Raw genomic sequence first — 18,587 nt, forward strand, 5'->3', positions numbered from 1 at the left:
ATCAAAATTGATGTAAATGGTGTGTTAAATCGATTGTGAATGATCCTTGCTTCCGGCAGGATACGGTCGCCCAGGTCAACATAGATATCTTTGCCACGTTCCGGCAGGGTAATAAAACGGCAAGCCACGGCATTGTCGATACATAATTTTGGAGAGTTTTGATGGCTATTAGCACACCGATGTTAGTGACATTCTGTGTCTATATTTTTGGCATGTTGTTGATTGGGTTTATTGCATGGCGTTCAACCAAAAACTTTGATGATTACATTCTGGGTGGACGCAGCCTGGGGCCGTTTGTCACCGCGCTTTCCGCCGGGGCATCAGATATGAGCGGCTGGCTGCTGATGGGGCTGCCAGGCGCGATTTTCCTGTCGGGGATTTCAGAAAGCTGGATCGCCATCGGCCTGACATTAGGCGCATGGATCAACTGGAAGCTGGTGGCCGGACGTTTACGCGTACACACCGAGTTCAATAATAATGCTCTGACGCTACCGGATTACTTTACCGGTCGTTTTGAAGATAAAAGCCGCGTGCTGCGTATTATTTCCGCGCTGGTTATTCTGCTGTTTTTCACCATCTATTGTGCTTCAGGGATTGTTGCAGGGGCGCGTCTGTTCGAAAGCACCTTCGGCATGAGTTATGAAACAGCGCTGTGGGCGGGTGCGGCAGCGACGATTATCTATACCTTTATTGGTGGTTTCCTGGCCGTCAGCTGGACCGATACCGTGCAGGCCAGCCTGATGATTTTTGCTCTGATCCTGACGCCGGTGATGGTGATTATTGGTGTCGGCGGCTTTGAAGACTCGCTGGAAGTGATCAAACAAAAGAGCATTGAGAACGTGGACATGCTCAAAGGCCTGAACTTTGTCGCCATTATTTCCCTGATGGGCTGGGGGCTGGGTTACTTCGGTCAGCCGCACATCCTGGCGCGCTTTATGGCGGCAGATTCTCACCATAGCATCGTGCATGCACGTCGCATCAGCATGGCGTGGATGATCCTGTGTCTGGCGGGCGCGGTGGCCGTTGGTTTCTTCGGTATCGCCTACTTCAATAACAATCCGGCACTGGCCGGTGCGGTGAACCAGAACGCCGAGCGGGTGTTTATTGAACTGGCGCAAATCCTATTCAACCCGTGGATTGCCGGTATTCTGCTGTCGGCTATCCTTGCGGCGGTGATGTCGACGCTGAGCTGCCAGCTGCTGGTGTGTTCCAGTGCCATTACGGAAGATTTGTACAAAGCGTTCCTGCGTAAAAATGCCAGCCAGAAAGAACTGGTGTGGATTGGTCGCGTCATGGTACTGGTAGTCGCGCTGATCTCTATTGCTCTGGCAGCTAACCCGGAAAACCGCGTTCTCGGTCTGGTGAGCTACGCCTGGGCTGGCTTTGGTGCGGCATTCGGGCCGGTGGTGCTGTTCTCCGTACTGTGGTCGCGTATGACCCGTAACGGTGCGCTGGCTGGGATGATCATTGGTGCGGTCACGGTTATCGTCTGGAAACAGTTCGCCTGGCTGGGCCTGTATGAAATTATTCCGGGCTTTGTGTTCGGCAGTATTGGTATCGTGGTATTCAGCTTGCTGGGTAAAGCCCCTTCAGCCGCAATGCAAAAACGGTTTGCTGAAGCTGATGCGCATTATCACTCTGCACCGCCGTCGCGTTTACAGGTTGAGTAATCTGCTTATTGCTTCTACAGCCCGCCGCGTGCGGGCAATGCGGTTCAGTTAAGCATGTAGGGTGAACATGTGATTCTTGCTCAGGTTTCCGTTCACCTCAGCAGTGTCATTTCTCTGAAGCGCAGATACCAGTGAACGTGCAAGGGAGGCTCACCGCCGCCTCCCTTGCACGTTCACTGGCCTTCAAGGCATAGAAAAACGATGAACATGAGGTGAACGGAACCTTTCTCTGAGATAGCATGTTCATTATCTCCGGCAGCAGATGTTGATACCTTCTGAAAACGTGTCGTTAACTGAATAACATTGCACCGCGTGCGGGCTTTTTTTCCTCTTCGCAAAATCACAGTAACCCTTATCAGACTAACCATTTACATTAAGTCATCATTCTCAAAACATTCTGCTTGAGTTTTTCCTTCCTGTAATGATAATCACTATCACTGTAATTTACTTTTCTTTTCACGAGTTGACTGAGAATAACGTTTAAGGGTGCTTCGCATGTTTGTTCCATTTCTGATTATGTTGCGCGAAGGCTTAGAGGCCGCGCTGATTGTCAGCCTGATAGCCAGTTACCTGAAACGGACTCAGCGCGGTCGCTGGATTGGCGTAATGTGGATTGGTGTTCTGCTGGCGGCGGCGCTATGCCTGGCGCTGGGGATTTTCATCAATGAAACTACCGGTGAATTTCCGCAAAAAGAGCAGGAGCTTTTTGAAGGGATCGTGGCCGTGATTGCCGTGGTGATCCTCACCTGGATGGTCTTCTGGATGCGTAAAGTTTCGCGCAACGTCAAAGTTCAACTGGAGCAGGCGGTCGATAACGCCCTACAGCGTGGCAATCATCACGGCTGGGCGCTAGTGATGATGGTCTTTTTTGCCGTCGCTCGTGAAGGCCTGGAGTCGGTGTTCTTTCTGCTTGCGGCATTTCAGCAGGATGTGGGTATCTGGCCACCGGTCGGGGCGATGCTTGGACTGGCAACGGCCGTTGTGCTGGGCTACCTGATTTATCTTGGCGGCATTCGCCTCAATCTCGGGGCCTTCTTCAAATGGACCAGTTTGTTCATTTTGCTGGTGGCCGCAGGTCTTGCCGCCGGAGCCATTCGCGCGTTCCACGAAGCCGGGTTATGGAATCATTTCCAGGATGTGGCATTTGATCTGAGCAGCGTACTGTCAACGCACTCGCTGTTTGGCACGCTGATGGAAGGGATTTTTGGTTACCAGGAAGCGCCAAGCGTCAGTGAGGTTGCCGTCTGGTTTATCTACCTGATCCCGGCACTGATTATGTTTGCATTACCGCCTCGTTCAGGCTCTACGGCGTCTCGTACTGCACCCTGATAACAACGCGACGCAGAATATCATTTAGTTACAACATACTTATTTATAGGGATAGGTCATGACGATTAACTTTCGCCGTAGTGCGCTGCAGCTGGGTATGGCTGCGCTGTTTACTTCTGCTTTTGCCTCACACGCCGCAGATATTCCCAAGGTCAACGTCACGGTTAACGACAAACAGTGTGAACCGATGACGATCACGGTCAATGCCGGGAAAACCCAGTTCATTATTCAGAACCACAGTCAGAAAGCGCTGGAGTGGGAAATCCTCAAAGGCGTGATGGTGGTGGAAGAGCGTGAAAATATTGCGCCGGGCTTTAGTCAGAAAATGACCGCCAACCTGCAGCCAGGCGAATATGATATGACCTGCGGCCTGCTGACGAACCCGAAAGGGAAGCTGATCGTCAAGGGTAGTGCAACGGCAGATGCGCCGCAGAGTGACGCCTTGCTGAGCCTGAGCGGCGCAATAACCGAATACAAAGCCTATGTGACCGCAGAAACCGCACAGCTGGTGGCGGGGACCAAAGCATTTACAGATGCCATTAAAGCCGGGGATATCGAGAAGGCTAAATCCCTGTACGCGCCGACGCGCCAGCATTATGAACGTATTGAACCGATTGCTGAGCTGTTCTCTGACCTCGATGGCAGCATCGATGCACGTGAAGATGATTACGAGCAAAAAGCCGCCGATCCTAAATTCACCGGTTTCCACCGCCTGGAAAAAGCGCTGTTTGGCGACAATACCACCAAGGGGATGGATAAATACGCCGATCAGCTGAATAGCGACGTTATCGACCTGCAAACGCGCATCAGTGAACTGGCCTTCCCGCCGTCAAAAGTGGTTGGCGGAGCGGCTGGCCTGATTGAAGAGGTGGCCGCCAGTAAAATTAGCGGCGAAGAAGATCGCTACAGCCACACCGACCTGTGGGATTTTCAGGCCAACGTCGATGGCGCGCAGAAAATTGTCGATCTCCTGCGTCCGCAACTGCAAAAATCCAATGCTGAACTGCTGGCAAAAGTGGATGCGAACTTCAAAAAAGTCGATAGCATCCTGAGCAAGTATCGCACCAAAGACGGGTTTGAAACTTACGACAAACTGACCGATGCTGATCGCAACGCGCTGAAAGGACCGATTACGACGCTGGCAGAAGATTTGTCGCAATTACGCGGCGTACTGGGTCTGGATTAAGCATCATGCAACAAGATAATGAAAACGGCGTGAGTGAACCATCACGCCGACGTCTGTTGAAAGGCATGGGAGCATTGGGCGGCGCGCTGGCACTGGCGGGCGGCTGTCCGGTTGCGCATGCGCAAAAACCGCACAGTGCGCCGGGCACTCTGTCACCCAATGCGCGCGATGATGTACAGCCCTTTTATGGACCGCATCAGGCGGGGATCCTGACGCCGCAGCAGGCCTCGATGATGCTGGTGGCATTTGATGTCCTCGCCAGCGACAAAGCAGATCTTGAACGTCTGTTCCGTTTACTGACCCATCGCTTTGCGTTCCTGACCACCGGCGGCCCGGCTCCAGAAACGCCGAATCCGCGCTTGCCGCCAATGGACTCCGGCATTCTGGGGGCTTACATTGCCCCGGACAACCTGACGATGACGTTGTCGGTCGGCCATTCACTGTTTGATGAGCGCTATGGCCTGAAAACACAAATGCCGAAAACACTGCAAAAAATGACGCGCTTCCCGAATGATTCGCTGGATGCGGCGCTGTGCCACGGGGATCTGCTGTTACAAATTTGCGCCAACACGCAGGACACCGTTATCCACGCGTTGCGCGACATCATCAAGCACACGCCGGATCTGCTCAGCGTGCGCTGGAAGCGAGAGGGATTTATCTCCGATCATGCTGCACGCAGTAAAGGCAAAGAAACCCCGGTAAATTTACTCGGTTTTAAAGACGGGACCGCGAACCCGGATGGTACTGATGAAAAGCTGATGCAAAACGTGGTGTGGGTCACGGCCGATCAGGGCGAGCCTGCATGGGCGGTAGGGGGCAGCTATCAGGCGGTGAGACTTATTCAGTTTCGCGTGGAGTTCTGGGATCGCACGCCGCTTAAAGAGCAGCAAACCATTTTTGGGCGCGATAAACAGACCGGCGCTCCGCTGGGAATGCAGCATGAGCATGATGTACCGGACTATGCCAATGATCCTGAAGGTGAGGTGATTGCGCTCGACAGCCATATCCGGCTGGCGAACCCGCGGACCAAAGAGACCGAATCCAGCCTGATGATGCGTCGTGGCTACAGCTATTCGCTCGGTGTGACGCAATCTGGACAGCTGGATATGGGGCTGCTGTTCGTATGCTATCAACACGATCTGCAGAAAGGTTTTTTGGCCGTACAGAAACGCCTGAACGGTGAAGCGTTGGAGGAGTACGTTAAGCCGATTGGCGGCGGTTACTTCTTTGCTTTACCGGGCGTAAAAACACCGGACCACTACCTCGGACAATCTCTGCTACAAGCCTGATTCCCGTGCCCCGCGCCTGTGCGGGGCAATTCCTCACATGTTGACCTGATACAGCGATGAACGAAAAAATTAATTTTTGTGATACGTGCTGCAGTGAAATAATTCTGTCATCTCTCTGTAAGAGACTGTTGCCAACGATAAGATGGAATTTAGTTAACAATAAGTAAAAATATTGTTGCATTGAGAATAAATTCTGTTGTACTTATATGTAACAGCGGTAGTTCCCGGCAGTGATAGTCATTCACTATGGAGATCGCGAATGGTAACGTCCTGTATTGGACAGGTTTCTTACATTATCACCACCTTACGCGGACGTTTCTCTTCCGGTAGCCATCTCGTCACCGCTAAATTCCTCTCTCTTCCACATCTTATCCTTGTTACCGACGCCCTGTACGGTGCGCGTAGCCGTGTGTGGTGTCTTATTCGTAGGCAAGCAATGGCTTACAAGGAAGCCAACCCTCAGATGTTCGTGCGCATAATCGTGCCGAAGATGGCGCGTGTGATGTATACCTACAACTCAAGGTGCTATCCATGGGAAGACAAAAAGCAGTGATCAAAGCTCGTCGTGAAGCAAAACGTGTGCTGAGACGGGATTCGCGTAGCCATAAACAACGTGAAGATGAATCGGTCACCTCGCTTGTGCAGATGGGCGGCGTAGAAGCGATTGGTATGGCGCGTGACAGTCGCGATGCCACACCTATCACGGCGCGAAATGAGGCTCAGGCGCACTACCTGAATGCTATTGAGAGTAAACAGCTGATCTTCGCCACCGGTGAAGCCGGGTGTGGTAAAACCTGGATCAGCGCGGCAAAAGCAGCAGAGGCTCTGATCCACAAAGATGTGGACCGGATCATTGTCACCCGTCCAGTTCTGCAAGCTGATGAAGATCTCGGCTTCTTACCTGGAGATGTTTCCGAGAAGTTTGCTCCCTATTTTCGCCCGGTGTATGACGTGCTGGTAAAACGTCTGGGTGCCTCCTTTATGCAATATTGCCTGCGACCTGAGATTGGGAAGGTAGAAATCGCGCCATTCGCGTATATGCGCGGACGGACATTTGAAAACGCCGTTGTCATTCTCGACGAGGCTCAGAATGTCACTGCTGCGCAGATGAAGATGTTTTTGACGCGCCTCGGGGAGAATGTGACGGTAATTGTGAACGGGGATATTACCCAGTGCGATTTACCGGCGCATGTTCGATCCGGGCTAAATGATGCGCTGGGCCGCTTCGAAGAAGATGACATGATTGGAATCGTTCGTTTCAATAAAGATGATTGCGTTCGCTCGGCGCTTTGTCAGCGGACGCTTAACGCTTACAGCTGATAGGTTCTGCGTCTTCAAGGCCCGGGGAACCGGGCTTTGTTTTTTATAAGCAGGGATAATCGTTTATATGCATATAAAAAGTACAGACACGCTTCTTTGCAGGATGCCTGATGGCGCTTCGCTTATCCGACCTACGGGGATTTGCGTTGTCGGCCGGATAAGATGCTCGTATCGCATCCGCCATATTACAACAGACGAAAAAAAAGCCCGTACTTGCGTACGAGCTCTTCTTCAAATATGGCGGTGAGAGAGGGGTTCGAACCCTCGATACGTTGCCGTATACACACTTTCCAGGCGTGCTCCTTCAGCCACTCGGACACCTCACCGTATTGTTGTTCCTGCGTTAGCGGAACGGGCGCTAATGTAGGGGAAACACCGCCCCGACGTCAATCTACTTTTTAAAAAAAACGTGCATTTACACAAACTTCAAGCAACATGGGGCGTAAATAAGCAAGAATTGCTTTTTTTGCCAGCATCCTAAAATTTGCTATTCTGATATTCCTTGGAAAATGATGATAAGTGCGAGAAAGTTCCGCATAACACTGCTCAGGAGTTAATATGGAAATACTTTTCTATCACCCGACATTCGATACGGCCTGGTGGCTGAAGGCACTGGCTAAGGCAATCCCTGGTGCAAATGTCCGTGAATGGAAGCGGGGTGATAACGCGCATGCTGACTATGCCCTCGTCTGGCATCCACCGGTTGATATGCTGGCAGGCCGCAAGCTAAAAGCCGTTTTCGCGTTGGGCGCCGGCGTGGACTCTATCCTCAGCAAGCTAAAAGCCCACCCTGAAATGCTGGATGCGTCAATCCCGCTTTTCCGTCTGGAAGATACCGGTATGGGTCTGCAAATGCAGGAATATGCGGTGAGTCAGGTGCTGCACTGGTTTCGTCGCTTTGATGATTATCAGGAATTAAAACACCAGGCGAAATGGCAACCGCTGCAAGAGTATACCCGCGAAGAGTTCACCGTCGGGATTATGGGAGCAGGGGTATTAGGGGCAAAAGTGGCTGAGAGCCTGCAAGCCTGGGGCTTCCCGCTGCGTTGCTGGAGTCGGACGCGTAAATCCTGGCCCGGTGTGGAAAGCTTTGCCGGTACCGCAGAACTGGCGGCGTTCCTGAGCCAAACGCGGGTGCTGATTAATCTTCTGCCAAATACGGCAGAAACGGTAGGTATTATTAACACCGGGCTGCTGAATCAATTGCAGGATGGGGCGTTCGTGCTTAACCTGGCACGCGGGGTTCATCTGAAGGAAGACGATCTGCTGGCTGCGCTGAATACCGGAAAGTTGAAGGGCGCGATGCTGGACGTCTACAGCAGCGAGCCGCTACCGGAAAATAACCCTCTATGGAAACATCCGCGCGTGGCGATGACGCCGCATATTGCCGCCGTGACGCGTCCTGCAGAGGCCGTAGACTATATCTCACGCACCATTTTAAACCTTGAGAGCGGGAAAGCCGTAACGGGTCAAGTCGATCGCGTTAGGGGATATTGATAACAACCCGGCCAGCCGCCGGGTTTCGTCTAAACACCGTCCTACAGCTCTAATTATTTAGGGTATTAATGGTGGAGATACCTGCTATCCTTGACGAAAAATGACTACAGGAGAGAATTATGTATCCCGTTGACCTGCATATGCATACCGTCGCCAGCACCCACGCCTACAGTACCCTGAGTGATTACATCGCCGAAGCCAAACGCAAAGGTATCAAGCTGTTTGCGATCACCGATCACGGGCCGGACATGGCAGATGCCCCGCATCACTGGCATTTTATTAATATGCGCATTTGGCCAAGGTTGGTGGACGGGGTGGGAATTATCCGCGGTATTGAAGCGAATATTAAAAATATTGACGGCGAGATCGACTGCTCCGGTCCGATGTTTACTTCCCTGGATTTAATCATTGCAGGCTTCCATGAGCCGGTTTTCGCACCTGTTGATAAAGACACGCATACCCAGGCGATGATTGCCACAATGGCGAGTGGTAATGTGCACATTATCAGTCATCCAGGAAATCCAAAGTATGAGTTAGACTTTACCGCCGTCGCACAGGCGGCAGCGAAATACCAGGTAGCACTGGAAATCAATAACTCCTCATTCCTGCATTCACGTAAGGGCAGTGAAGACAACTGTCGCGCAGTCGCCGCAGCGGTACGCGATGCCGGTGGATGGGTGGCGTTAGGATCGGATTCCCATACCGCCTTCACGCTGGGGGAATTTGGTGAATGCCGTAAAATCCTCGATGATGTGAACTTCCCGGAGGACAGAATTTTAAACGTATCGCCAAAACGCCTGCTGGCGTTTCTGGAATCGCGCGGCATGGAGCCTATCGCGGAATTTGCTGAACTTTAATTGTGAACTAACTGGAATACAACAATGAACGAGTTTTCTATCCTGTGTCGCGTCCTGGGATCGCTGTTTTACCGCCAACCGCAGGACCCGTTACTGGTTCCTCTTTTTACCGTGATCGGTGAGGGTAAACTGTCAGCAAGTTGGCCACTGGAGCAAGATGAACTGCTGGCTCGCTTACAGAAAAGCTGTGATATGCCGCAGGTGGCTGCAGATTATAACGCGCTGTTTGTCGGTGAAGAGTGTGCGGTGCCACCTTATCGCAGCGCTTGGGTCGAAGGTGCTAAGGAATCCGATGTTCGCGCATTCCTTTCTGCGCGCGGTATGCCGCTGGCGGATACTCCTGCTGATCATATCGGCACATTGCTGCTGGCTGCGTCATGGCTTGAAGATCAGTCTGCTGAAGATGAAAGTGAAGCGCTGGAAACGTTATTCGTTGACTATCTGCTCCCGTGGTGTGGCGCGTTCCTTGGCAAAGTGGAAGCGCATGCCAGTTCCCCATTCTGGCGTACCATGGCGCCGCTGACGCGCGATGCGATTGGCGCGATGTGGGACGAGTTGCAGGAAGATACCGAAGAGTAAATGTGATTTAAGTCACTTTATTCTGCAACGCAATTTATCAGCTTGCATAAATTGTGTGCACGATCTCATTATCATGCCGTTTTTCTGCTAAGATGCGCGGCATGAACATACTTCTTTCTATTGCAATCACAACGGGCATTCTCTCCGGTATCTGGGGATGGGTGGCCGTTTCTCTTGGTTTACTCAGTTGGGCAGGTTTTTTGGGTTGTACAGCCTATTTTGCCTGTCCGCAGAGTGGGCTGAAAGGGCTGTGGATCTCAGCGTGTACGCTGTTAAGCGGTGTGGTGTGGGCGTTGGTGATTATTAACGGTAGTGCGCTTGCCCCGCATATGGACATCATCGGCTATGTCATTACGGGGATTGTTGCCTTCTTGATGTGCATTCAGGCTAAGCAATGGTTGCTTTCATTTGTGCCGGGTACGTTTATTGGTGCATGTGCAACATTTGCAGGGCAGGGGGACTGGCGTCTGGTTCTGCCTTCGTTAGCAGTGGGACTGGTGTTTGGCTATGCAATGAAGAACAGCGGATTGTGGCTGGCGTCCCGCCGTGAAAACCGAGAATCACCTTCGTTGACCAGTAAATAATAAAAAGCGTGAGGTTACCCTCACGCTTGTCGTTGTCTTTTCATATTCAGTATCAGGATTCCGGCGGTACCGACAAATGACGGTATTTAACCAGAATATCGTTATCGACCTGTTTCTTATCCTGCAAGTCCCATAATCCGCGATCAATCCCGTCGTTAATCAGGAAAATAACCCCAGTTTCAATGGCTGACATCAGGCACAGCATAACGGGTTCGTTAGAGGTATAACCAATTTCACCTTCCAGCAGACGTTGGTAATCAATGAAGCGGAATACCCCAGCCTGGACTTCATAGGAGAGAATGGTTTTGCTGGTGTTCACCGAAGAAAGGATTTCACCCGTGCTGACGTTGACCACACGCAGGTTGACCGCAATCTGATCAAGCTGGTATTGCGTGTCTGCGCCAATACCGAAATAACGCGCGCCAACCCCACCAGACTTAACGTTGCTTTCATAACCGATGATAGACCCTTCCACCATTACGTTTGCGGCGGTCAGTGACTGAAGCGGAATACGGTTATTTACAGCAACGGTACCGTTTTCTTGCGCAGCACGAATAATTTTTCGTTCGTTAAGCAAGTTCTGTAATCCCTGACGCTCCAGCGGTACAAACCAGCGAGAATCCTTCAATGCGGTGACCAGCATCGCCGTGGCACTTTGCGGGACAGCCGTTGAGAAGTTACTTGCCGGGTAAGGCTTAAATTGACCCGTTTCATCTTGAATGTTGTAAACCGAGACAAAAATCTTGCCCGTAGGCATTGGCAGGTGCGTCAAGTCTTTATAGCTTTGGGCACGCGGCATTAATGTCGGTTTAGCGGCTTCTTGTGGCGGGGCTGTTAAGCATCCGCTGAGTAAGAATATTGCAACCAAAATAAGTAAGCGCTGCATGATTTTTTCCTTTCGTAGCTATAGCTTAGAAATCGGCTGACTGTGTTTGTAAACCCGACACTTCTATCGTCGATGTTTTGCCCGTTTTCCTGTCTGTGACATTGAGTTGCAGCTGTCCATCTCGGTTGGCGATATCAATGATAAAATCATTGGTTACCATCCTGCCCGGCTTACCGGTATTAATATTGGTAAGCAGACCGCCGAGAATTTGTGACTGGATGGCCTGGGTAAAGTTGTCCAGGGCCGATGGGGTTTCAAAACCGAAATCGTCACCACTTGGATCTTTATACGAGTTTTGCGCCTGCGCACTGTTCAGCAAAAAAGCGCCGTTATTTGGGTTGCCACCAAAGTTTGGATTGCGGAACTGGAACGTCATGTTTCCGGCCCAACTTAATGGTGAAATTAGCATGAGCAAAACCACTGCATGTTTGACACGCATGAAAGCCTCCGGACAAAATCATGTTTTAGAATTCATCACGCGCTAAATCGCTTGTGCTTAATAGTGTTTGATCTATTTGCCTACGATTTAATGCATCCTCTGTTTCAGCCAGAGCGAAGACGACTATTTTGTCGAAGTCTCTTTTCGTCGGGAATAAAAAAGTCTGGAAGATAACGTCCTGATTGATCGTTATGGTGATCCAACTTCCCCAACGTGCACTGGGCCTTTCATTGATGGTTAAGTTTCCTGTGTACTCACTTTCCCACTTGTCGCTAAACGCACGATAAAAATCATGGCCGATTGAAGAGACAGTGTGGTCGGTTAACAGTCCGGGAACCTCCACTTCTACAGCGGCGTGTAGATTCCCGGCAGCAAGGAATAAATTTGCTGCCACAATCCAGTTCAAATAGCGTTTCATGGCATTATCGCCTGAGGTTATCATTGGCCCACGAGACCGCCTGCGTACGGTTCTTCACAGCTATCTTTTTGAAAAGGTTATAAAGATGCGTTTTTACCGTATTTTCACTGATAAACAGTGAGCGTGCGATTTCAATATTTGAGGCGCCGATACGCAGTTTATTAAGGATCTCTTTTTCACGATGTGTGAGTAGTGTCGACTCTGTACTGTTATAACGATAGTTTCCAGAATGTGTGATCAGGTAGCTGGCGAGCTTTTGCGAGAAATAGCATTCACCGCGTAAAACGCCTTGTAACCCGGCCACCACACGCTGTTCATCTTCTGCTACGTAAAATACACCATTGATATGCGGCCAGTTTTCAATATCCCGGTACGGGTAATCATCGGGTGTATTCAACAATAACGTCTTTATACTGTTGTTTTTTCTACTTAAGTTATCTTGCCAGTAATGGATCAGCTTTTTATCTGCCTCCATCATATCCAGTAAAACAATGCAGCTGGAGGAAATATCGTCCAGAGAACGTTGAATATTATGCAGTTTTCCGGTGAGCGCCAGAGATTGCTTTAAATGTTGTAATAATGCAGTTGCCTGCAGGGACGGTTTAGTGATCAACAATAATGTATGACCATGAATACTATGGACTTCATTAAACATGATGAAACTCCACTTTTATAGTCGCACACCTGACAGCTGCCTCTACTAAAATAGAGACACCAGAAGTACTGACAGATGCTGCACTGCTGTGTAGAAATAAAATATCGACCCAAAGGGGTGAAAATATTAAAACAAATGGACTTCAACTGATTTCAATCTAGCTATTACAAATCTTAAAGCAAGTGTTAAACTTGTTACAGAATGTAAATTTATATATTAAAATGTGATTTTAAGGTTTTTATTGAGTTTAGATTTGATAGGAAAGTTGTACACTTTACTGTTATTGCATAGATTTAAAAAATCATACAAATTATATTAATTTCATGATAAATAAGAAGTTTATTTATAGTTCTTTCGTTTTAGCTTTCTAATGAATTCTGAAGTTTTTGTCTCACTTTACGTTGAGTAATTTTCGACAGAAAAAAATGATGTTTGTCACGACTTGCGCCAAGGCCTATCAACACCTCGCGCTGCGAGGGCCTGAAGTCGCTGAAGATTGGTTTTTTATGCTTCTGCATAGAAATGCACATCTCACGCTAAAGCCAAAATAAAATGTATACAGATAACAGCGTTATTGGCTGTTAATTAGTACTTTGGGGTGAATCTGAATATAAAAATACCACTCGCGGGTGAGTTATTTAAAATGTTTCAACGGACATACTCTTCATCGTAACGTGGCATTAACAAGTTTAAGTCATGTTAACAACAAAACTTGAGTGGTAAATAATTCAACTTCATGTACGACCAGGTCCAGGGTGACAACATGAAAAACAAGTTGTTATTTATGATGTTTACAATGCTGGGTGTGCCTGGAATTGTGTCCGCAACAAGTTATGACATGGCTAATGCAGAATATAACTTTGCGGTAAATGAATTAAGTAAGTCTTCATTTAATCAGGCAGCCATTATTGGTCAAGTAGGCACTGGGAACAGTGCCAATACACGCCAGTCGGGCTCGAAGCTATTGTCGGTCATTTCGCAGGATGGTTCAAGTAACCGAGCGAAAATAGAACAGGCAGGATCATATAATCTTGCATATATTGATCAGGCGGGTAGTTCCAATGATGCGAGTATAAAACAAGGTTCTTACGGTAATACGGCCGTTATTATCCAGAAAGGTTCGGGTAATAAAGCAAATATTACCCAGTACGGTACACAAAAAACAGCAGTTGTGGTGCAGAGACAGTCGCAAATGGCCATTCGCGTGACTCAACGCTAATCCATGAACGACTTTTAAATCAATCCGATGGGGGTTTACCATGAAACTTTTAAAAGTGGCAGCATTCGCAGCAATCGTAGTTTCTGGCAGTGCTCTGGCTGGTGTTGTTCCGCAATGGGGCGGCAACGGCAATCACCATGGTGGTGGTAATAATTTTGGTCCAGAATCATCAATGAGTATTTACCAGTATGGTTCTGGCAACATTGCGAATGCGCTGCAAAGTGATGCACGTAAATCCGATGTGACCATCACCCAGCATGGGCGTGGTAACGGGGCAACCGTCGGACAAGGTGCTGATGACAGTACCATTAGTCTGAAACAGTCAGGCTTCAGCAACAGCGCTGACATCAATCAGTGGAATGCTAAACGTGCGGACATTAACGTGACCCAATACGGTGGTCGCAACGGTGCGGTGGTTAATCAGACTGCGTCTGACTCCAACGTTCTGGTTCGTCAGGTTGGTTTTGGCAACAACGTCACGGCTAACCAACATTAATTCAGTCTGCTGACTGAGAATAAACAGGGCGAAAGCCCTGTTTTTTTTCGGGAGAATAGTATGCATACGCTATTACTTATTGCCGCGCTGTCAAATCAAATCACCTTTAATACAACCCAGCAAGGCGAAATGTACACCATTATTCCTCAGGTAACGTTAACGCAACCCTGTGAATGTCAGGTACAAGTCTTCGCGATACGTGAAGGGAAGGGGGGGCAAAGCCAAACGCAGCAGAAAACAAGCCTTTCGGTCCCTGCTAATCGGCCGATTGATTTAACTAAGCTGAGCTTTAATATTTCCGCTGAGGACTCAGTAAAAATTATTGTCACCGTTTCGGATGGGCAATCGCTGCATCTCTCACAACAATGGACAGACTCATCCGGTCATTCTTGAGGGACTGAAGTATTTGCAGGTCGGGTGTGGCTGGGAGCGCATTGCTGTTCTATGAATATAGAAACGTGAAGATGTTTTTATCGGGTCGTTAATCGCAGCGGTGAAGGATCATACCGATCCCTCAAGAGGACTAATCATTGAGGAACCTTTATGTGTACTTTAGCGAACAGAATTCTGAGTATTGGCATTGGCGTTTTTTCTCTTTTTACAGTATCCGTAAGTGCTCAACAAATCTCAGCGGGTGGGATTATTCATTTTCGCGGTGAAATAGTGGAACCGCCTTGTGAAGTTAGCACCCAGCAACAACAGATAGAAATGTCATGTATACGCGACGGCAAGATGCAAAGTAGCCGTTTTAATGCGCAACAGGTCACTCTGGTGCCGCAGAATGTTAAGCAAATTGCGAGCGCTAACATGCACTACCTCAATGAGCAGAAAACCCTCGCTATTCTTAACATTGAATATAAATAAGTCGTTCTGGCGTAGATATGCAGCCGTTTCGTTAAAAAGTGAGATTTCTTGGAAAACCCTGCAGTACACTGAAGAGAAGGTGTTTCGTCAGGGGAAGTTTATGCAATCGCGTGTTCATGTGGTACAGGGCGACATTACGACGATGGCTGTTGATGTGATCGTCAATGCTGCCAATTCGTCCCTATTGGGAGGCGGTGGTGTGGATGGGGCAATTCATCGCGCTGCCGGACCGGCATTGTTGGAGGCCTGTAAACAGGTTATCCAACAGCAGGGAGAATGCCCAACGGGTCATGCGGTCATCACTCTGGCAGGCAATCTTCCTGCGAAAGCGGTTATTCATACCGTGGGGCCTGTGTGGCAGGGGGGCGATCATCATGAAGCTGAACGTCTCGAAGAGGCCTATTTGAACACGCTGCAACTGGCCTTAGCCAATGGCTATCAATCCATTGCTTTTCCGGCGATTAGCACGGGAGTGTATGGTTATCCGCGCGCAGCAGCAGCGGAAATCGCCGTCAACACGGTGTTGAGGTTCACGACCCGCCGGGCGCTACCTGAGCAGATTTACTTCGTGTGTTTTGATGACGAAACGGCCCAACTTTATAACAGATTACTCACCCAGCAAGGCGATGATAACCCAGCCTGATATGACGCGGCTCGAGCGCGCAATTACTCCGCTTTGCGCCAGCCATCCTGAACAATGCGGCATCCTTGCGCTGGATGACAGTCTGGATGCGTTTGCCGCTCGCTATCGACTCACTGAAATGGCGGAACGCTCCCTGGATGTGCAGTATTACATCTGGGAGAACGACATGTCCGGGCTGCTATTGTTTTCGGTACTGCTGGCCGCAGCGAAACGTGGCGTGCAGGTCCGTTTGTTGCTGGACGACAACAACACGCCGGGTCTGGATGATACGCTGCAATTACTGGATAACCACCCGAATATCGAAGTCCGCCTGTTTAATCCTTTCTCTTTTCGCATCTTGCGTGCGGTGGGCTATTTAACCGATTTCGCCCGACTTAACCGTCGTATGCATAATAAAAGTTATACCGCCGACGGGGTGGTCACGTTGGTTGGCGGGCGCAATATCGGTGACGCCTATTTTGGCGCAGGCGAACAGCCGCTATTTTCTGATTTGGATGTAATGGCCGTAGGGCCGGTGGTGACCGAGGTTGCGGATGATTTTGAACGTTACTGGCAGTGTCAGTCCGTTTCAACACTCAAAAAAGTGCTCTCACTGTCAGAGCCTGAACCTACCCAGCGTATTGACCTGCCGGAGTCCTGGTATAACGATGATATAACTCGCCGTTACCTGAATAAGCTGGAAACCAGCCAGTTTATGGCCAGTCTCGATCGGGGGGCGTTGCCGCTGATTTGGGCCAAAACACGCCTGCTCAGCGACGACCCGCTAAAAGGTGAGGGGAAGGCTCCGCGCCATTCGCTATTACCTCAGCGCTTGTTCGATATTATGGGCTCACCTACCGAGCGTATTGATATTATTTCCGCCTATTTTGTGCCTACACGGGCGGGCGTGGCCCAACTGCTGCGTTTGGTGAGAAAAGGGGTCAAAATTGCCATTCTAACCAATTCGCTGGCGGCGAATGATGTGGCAATTGTTCATGCCGGCTACGCGCGCTGGCGAAAAAAACTGCTGCGCTATGGTGTGGAATTATATGAGCTTAAACCGACACGCGATCGCGCCACGGCTGTGCACGATCGCGGATTAACCGGTAATTCGGGCTCGAGTTTGCACGCTAAAACTTTCAGTATTGACGGGCGTAAGGTGTTTATCGGCTCGCTTAATTTTGATCCGCGCTCCACATTGCTCAACACGGAAATGGGATTTGTGATTGAAAGCGAAAGCCTGGCTGCACTGATTCATAACCGTTTTATGCAGAGTCAGCATGATGTTGCCTGGCAATTGCGTCTCGATCGCTGGGGACGGATTAACTGGATTGACCGCCAGCAGGGTCATGAGCAGGTGCTGAAAAAAGAACCCGCCACCGGATTCTGGAAGCGGGTATTGGTGAAGCTGGCCTCGATATTACCGATTGAATGGTTGCTCTGAACGACGTAACCCAAGCTAACCGGTGACGGCCTTGTTTTTGTCCTGCTTAACCGGCGGTTTTCCTGAAAACAAAAACTTCAGTACCGGGATCCGGAGATGAATTTCGTACAGTATCACCGCGATCCCGACCACAAACAGCAGTCCACAGAGAAAGCCCAGCAGATTGGATGAGATGTGCGGTGTGATATAGGCGCCGAAAAACAGCGTTAACGGATGATGCACCAGATAAATAAACAGCGATGCATTGACAAAATAGGTTACGCGCGCTGACTGAAAATTCAATAAACGATAGCCGAGCGAAAAGACCACGTTAACCATCAACAGCCCCAGAACCATGGTTACCACGTATTCAGTTTCATACATCCAGGCGTCGCCGTTGCCGTAACGTTGGTTGAGTAGGTACGCCACAAAGGCCGCTCCTGCACCGAGAGTGCAACCACGCGAGGGGGTGGTGAACAGCGCCTTCAGATTGGGATTAATGAATGCCAGCGCACCGAGCATAAAGAAAGGCACATAAAACAGCGTTTGCATGACGACAAAATTAAACATGCCGTCGCTGAGGATCGAAGGGTAGAGAATAAAAATGGTTCGTCTGACGACGGCGTAGCCCACACCAAGCAAGGCAAAAATTAGCGTTAACTTTACCATTGACGCTGGGGCTGGGGGCGTTCCCTGCTGGCTTTCCTGACGCTTCTTAATTTGGGTAAATACCCACATGCTCACGGTCGTTAACACCACAAGGACCAGCAAAAACCACAGATGAGAAATGAGCTCCCAGGCAAGGGCGTTATATTTATCGTACCCGCTGAGCGTGTGCCAACTCTCTGCTTTCCCTTTTACATATTGCAGCATGATAAATTGCGGCAGTGTGAGCAAGGGAATCGCGGTCAACATCGGGATCCCCACGCGCTCAACACGCACTTTCCACCAGCGTTTTAATGGATAGCGTAAAAACAACATGTAGGAAAAATAACCCGAAATAACAAAAAACACCTGCATGCGAAACGCATGGATGAAGTCGTTAAACAAGGTTAGCCACCACGACGGTTCAGCACTGTTCACGTGCCAGGTGTGTGTGGAATAGATCAATGAGATATGGAATGGGATCCCCAACAACATCAGCCAGGCGCGGATGGAGTCAAGAAAATATTCACGCGGAGGGGATACAGAGCTCATAAACAGTTACGTATTCTCAGACTTTTCGTCTTATCCCTAAGACGAATAATGGTTACA

General features: G+C 49.6%; 21 protein-coding genes and 1 tRNA gene. 16 read left to right on the forward strand and 6 right to left on the reverse strand.

Annotated elements, in window-relative coordinates; all coding sequences use genetic code 11:
• Positions 1–161 precede the first annotated feature (161 nt).
• From putP to phoH, 6 genes are all read left to right on the forward strand, one after another.
• Positions 162–1,670, forward strand: a complete 1,509-nt coding sequence (gene putP / locus QNN86_RS06400) for a sodium/proline symporter PutP (protein ID WP_096757603.1) — start codon at positions 162–164, stop codon at positions 1,668–1,670.
• Positions 1,671–2,165: 495 nt separating this feature from the next.
• A complete protein-coding gene (gene efeU, locus QNN86_RS06405; RefSeq protein WP_096757602.1) occupies positions 2,166–2,999 on the forward strand; it encodes an iron uptake transporter permease EfeU in 834 nt (277 codons plus the stop codon).
• Positions 3,000–3,057: 58 nt separating this feature from the next.
• Complete coding sequence (gene efeO / locus QNN86_RS06410; RefSeq protein ID WP_414210788.1) at positions 3,058–4,185, forward strand: iron uptake system protein EfeO; 1,128 nt, start codon at positions 3,058–3,060, stop codon at positions 4,183–4,185.
• A 5-nt stretch (positions 4,186–4,190) separates the two neighbouring features.
• A complete protein-coding gene (efeB, locus tag QNN86_RS06415; RefSeq protein ID WP_115258892.1) occupies positions 4,191–5,474 on the forward strand; it encodes an iron uptake transporter deferrochelatase/peroxidase subunit in 1,284 nt (427 codons plus the stop codon).
• A 259-nt stretch (positions 5,475–5,733) separates the two neighbouring features.
• Positions 5,734–6,027, forward strand: coding sequence for a hypothetical protein (locus tag QNN86_RS06420; protein WP_170973033.1), 294 nt, complete (start codon positions 5,734–5,736; stop codon positions 6,025–6,027).
• Positions 6,006–6,794 carry a phosphate starvation-inducible protein PhoH gene (gene phoH / locus QNN86_RS06425; protein WP_181499183.1) on the forward strand — a complete coding sequence of 263 codons (789 nt, stop codon included), beginning with the start codon at positions 6,006–6,008 and terminating at the stop codon, positions 6,792–6,794. Before QNN86_RS06420 ends, phoH begins: the two co-directional genes overlap by 22 nt.
• Positions 6,795–7,032: 238 nt before the next feature.
• Here phoH and QNN86_RS06430 read toward each other — a convergent pair.
• Positions 7,033–7,120 (reverse strand) — tRNA-Ser (locus QNN86_RS06430).
• A gap of 232 nt (positions 7,121–7,352) precedes the next feature.
• Between QNN86_RS06430 and ghrA the strand changes: the two genes are divergently transcribed.
• From ghrA to QNN86_RS06450, 4 genes are all read left to right on the forward strand, one after another.
• Positions 7,353–8,291 carry a glyoxylate/hydroxypyruvate reductase GhrA gene (gene ghrA, locus QNN86_RS06435; protein ID WP_414210789.1) on the forward strand — a complete coding sequence of 313 codons (939 nt, stop codon included), beginning with the start codon at positions 7,353–7,355 and terminating at the stop codon, positions 8,289–8,291.
• Between the two features lie 119 nt (positions 8,292–8,410).
• On the forward strand, positions 8,411–9,148 hold the full coding sequence (locus QNN86_RS06440) for a phosphatase (protein ID WP_414210790.1): 738 nt from the start codon (positions 8,411–8,413) through the stop codon (positions 9,146–9,148).
• A gap of 24 nt (positions 9,149–9,172) precedes the next feature.
• Positions 9,173–9,727 carry a molecular chaperone gene (locus tag QNN86_RS06445; protein ID WP_137362098.1) on the forward strand — a complete coding sequence of 185 codons (555 nt, stop codon included), beginning with the start codon at positions 9,173–9,175 and terminating at the stop codon, positions 9,725–9,727.
• Between the two features lie 101 nt (positions 9,728–9,828).
• Complete coding sequence (locus tag QNN86_RS06450) at positions 9,829–10,311, forward strand: DUF1097 domain-containing protein (RefSeq protein WP_135912264.1); 483 nt, start codon at positions 9,829–9,831, stop codon at positions 10,309–10,311.
• 52 nt (positions 10,312–10,363) lie between these two features.
• Here QNN86_RS06450 and csgG read toward each other — a convergent pair whose 3' ends face one another.
• From csgG to csgD, 4 genes are read right to left on the reverse strand one after another with little or no spacing between them, the layout of a single operon-like run.
• Positions 10,364–11,197, reverse strand: coding sequence for a curli production assembly/transport protein CsgG (csgG, locus tag QNN86_RS06455; RefSeq protein WP_096757595.1), 834 nt, complete (start codon positions 11,195–11,197; stop codon positions 10,364–10,366).
• 25 nt (positions 11,198–11,222) lie between these two features.
• Positions 11,223–11,636: a curli production assembly/transport protein CsgF gene (gene csgF, locus QNN86_RS06460; protein ID WP_096757594.1), complete on the reverse strand. Its 414-nt coding sequence runs from the start codon at positions 11,634–11,636 to the stop codon at positions 11,223–11,225.
• 25 nt (positions 11,637–11,661) lie between these two features.
• Complete coding sequence (gene csgE, locus QNN86_RS06465; protein WP_115258887.1) at positions 11,662–12,054, reverse strand: curli production assembly/transport protein CsgE; 393 nt, start codon at positions 12,052–12,054, stop codon at positions 11,662–11,664.
• Positions 12,055–12,058: 4 nt separating this feature from the next.
• Entirely contained in the window at positions 12,059–12,709 is a 651-nt protein-coding gene (gene csgD / locus QNN86_RS06470; protein WP_096757592.1) for a biofilm master transcriptional regulator CsgD, read from the reverse strand.
• 763 nt (positions 12,710–13,472) lie between these two features.
• Here csgD and csgB point away from each other — a divergent pair.
• The 6 genes from csgB to QNN86_RS06500 all read left to right on the forward strand — a co-directional run bounded on the left by csgB (position 13,473) and on the right by QNN86_RS06500 (position 17,354).
• Entirely contained in the window at positions 13,473–13,928 is a 456-nt protein-coding gene (gene csgB, locus QNN86_RS06475) for a curli minor subunit CsgB (protein WP_414210791.1), read from the forward strand.
• 40 nt (positions 13,929–13,968) lie between these two features.
• Complete coding sequence (gene csgA / locus QNN86_RS06480; protein WP_115258884.1) at positions 13,969–14,424, forward strand: curli major subunit CsgA; 456 nt, start codon at positions 13,969–13,971, stop codon at positions 14,422–14,424.
• Between the two features lie 60 nt (positions 14,425–14,484).
• Positions 14,485–14,817 carry a curli assembly chaperone CsgC gene (gene csgC, locus QNN86_RS06485; RefSeq protein ID WP_096757589.1) on the forward strand — a complete coding sequence of 111 codons (333 nt, stop codon included), beginning with the start codon at positions 14,485–14,487 and terminating at the stop codon, positions 14,815–14,817.
• Between the two features lie 150 nt (positions 14,818–14,967).
• Positions 14,968–15,288 carry a type 1 fimbrial protein gene (locus QNN86_RS06490; protein ID WP_115258883.1) on the forward strand — a complete coding sequence of 107 codons (321 nt, stop codon included), beginning with the start codon at positions 14,968–14,970 and terminating at the stop codon, positions 15,286–15,288.
• 100 nt (positions 15,289–15,388) lie between these two features.
• A complete protein-coding gene (ymdB, locus tag QNN86_RS06495; RefSeq protein WP_117341753.1) occupies positions 15,389–15,931 on the forward strand; it encodes an O-acetyl-ADP-ribose deacetylase in 543 nt (180 codons plus the stop codon).
• Positions 15,867–17,354: a phospholipase D family protein gene (locus tag QNN86_RS06500; RefSeq protein WP_146717071.1), complete on the forward strand. Its 1,488-nt coding sequence runs from the start codon at positions 15,867–15,869 to the stop codon at positions 17,352–17,354. The genes ymdB and QNN86_RS06500 overlap by 65 nt, the downstream gene beginning before the upstream one ends.
• A gap of 15 nt (positions 17,355–17,369) precedes the next feature.
• Here QNN86_RS06500 and mdoC read toward each other — a convergent pair whose 3' ends face one another.
• Positions 17,370–18,530, reverse strand: a complete 1,161-nt coding sequence (gene mdoC, locus QNN86_RS06505; RefSeq protein WP_115258880.1) for a glucans biosynthesis protein MdoC — start codon at positions 18,528–18,530, stop codon at positions 17,370–17,372.
• Between the last annotated feature and the right edge of the window lie 57 nt (positions 18,531–18,587).

Origin of the sequence: Citrobacter sp. C348 (assembly GCF_047467975.1) — a bacterium.
Lineage (GTDB): Bacteria > Pseudomonadota > Gammaproteobacteria > Enterobacterales > Enterobacteriaceae > Citrobacter > Citrobacter gillenii.

What these genes read in the sequence shown, in the direction of transcription:
- phoH (WP_181499183.1), top strand. Translation starts at nt 6,006, where the DNA reads ATGGGAAGACAAAAAGCAGTGATCAAAGCTCGTCGTGAAGCAAAACGT.
- putP (WP_096757603.1), top strand. Translation starts at nt 162, where the DNA reads ATGGCTATTAGCACACCGATGTTAGTGACATTCTGTGTCTATATTTTT.
- QNN86_RS06445 (WP_137362098.1), top strand. Translation starts at nt 9,173, where the DNA reads ATGAACGAGTTTTCTATCCTGTGTCGCGTCCTGGGATCGCTGTTTTAC.
- csgE (WP_115258887.1), bottom strand. Translation starts at nt 12,054, where the DNA reads ATGAAACGCTATTTGAACTGGATTGTGGCAGCAAATTTATTCCTTGCT.
- efeO (WP_414210788.1), top strand. Translation starts at nt 3,058, where the DNA reads ATGACGATTAACTTTCGCCGTAGTGCGCTGCAGCTGGGTATGGCTGCG.
- QNN86_RS06500 (WP_146717071.1), top strand. Translation starts at nt 15,867, where the DNA reads ATGACGAAACGGCCCAACTTTATAACAGATTACTCACCCAGCAAGGCG.
- csgG (WP_096757595.1), bottom strand. Translation starts at nt 11,197, where the DNA reads ATGCAGCGCTTACTTATTTTGGTTGCAATATTCTTACTCAGCGGATGC.
- csgC (WP_096757589.1), top strand. Translation starts at nt 14,485, where the DNA reads ATGCATACGCTATTACTTATTGCCGCGCTGTCAAATCAAATCACCTTT.
- efeB (WP_115258892.1), top strand. Translation starts at nt 4,191, where the DNA reads ATGCAACAAGATAATGAAAACGGCGTGAGTGAACCATCACGCCGACGT.
- efeU (WP_096757602.1), top strand. Translation starts at nt 2,166, where the DNA reads ATGTTTGTTCCATTTCTGATTATGTTGCGCGAAGGCTTAGAGGCCGCG.
- csgD (WP_096757592.1), bottom strand. Translation starts at nt 12,709, where the DNA reads ATGTTTAATGAAGTCCATAGTATTCATGGTCATACATTATTGTTGATC.
- csgF (WP_096757594.1), bottom strand. Translation starts at nt 11,636, where the DNA reads ATGCGTGTCAAACATGCAGTGGTTTTGCTCATGCTAATTTCACCATTA.
- QNN86_RS06490 (WP_115258883.1), top strand. Translation starts at nt 14,968, where the DNA reads ATGTGTACTTTAGCGAACAGAATTCTGAGTATTGGCATTGGCGTTTTT.
- csgB (WP_414210791.1), top strand. Translation starts at nt 13,473, where the DNA reads ATGAAAAACAAGTTGTTATTTATGATGTTTACAATGCTGGGTGTGCCT.
- QNN86_RS06440 (WP_414210790.1), top strand. Translation starts at nt 8,411, where the DNA reads ATGTATCCCGTTGACCTGCATATGCATACCGTCGCCAGCACCCACGCC.
- csgA (WP_115258884.1), top strand. Translation starts at nt 13,969, where the DNA reads ATGAAACTTTTAAAAGTGGCAGCATTCGCAGCAATCGTAGTTTCTGGC.
- QNN86_RS06420 (WP_170973033.1), top strand. Translation starts at nt 5,734, where the DNA reads ATGGTAACGTCCTGTATTGGACAGGTTTCTTACATTATCACCACCTTA.
- ymdB (WP_117341753.1), top strand. Translation starts at nt 15,389, where the DNA reads ATGCAATCGCGTGTTCATGTGGTACAGGGCGACATTACGACGATGGCT.
- QNN86_RS06450 (WP_135912264.1), top strand. Translation starts at nt 9,829, where the DNA reads ATGAACATACTTCTTTCTATTGCAATCACAACGGGCATTCTCTCCGGT.
- ghrA (WP_414210789.1), top strand. Translation starts at nt 7,353, where the DNA reads ATGGAAATACTTTTCTATCACCCGACATTCGATACGGCCTGGTGGCTG.
- mdoC (WP_115258880.1), bottom strand. Translation starts at nt 18,530, where the DNA reads ATGAGCTCTGTATCCCCTCCGCGTGAATATTTTCTTGACTCCATCCGC.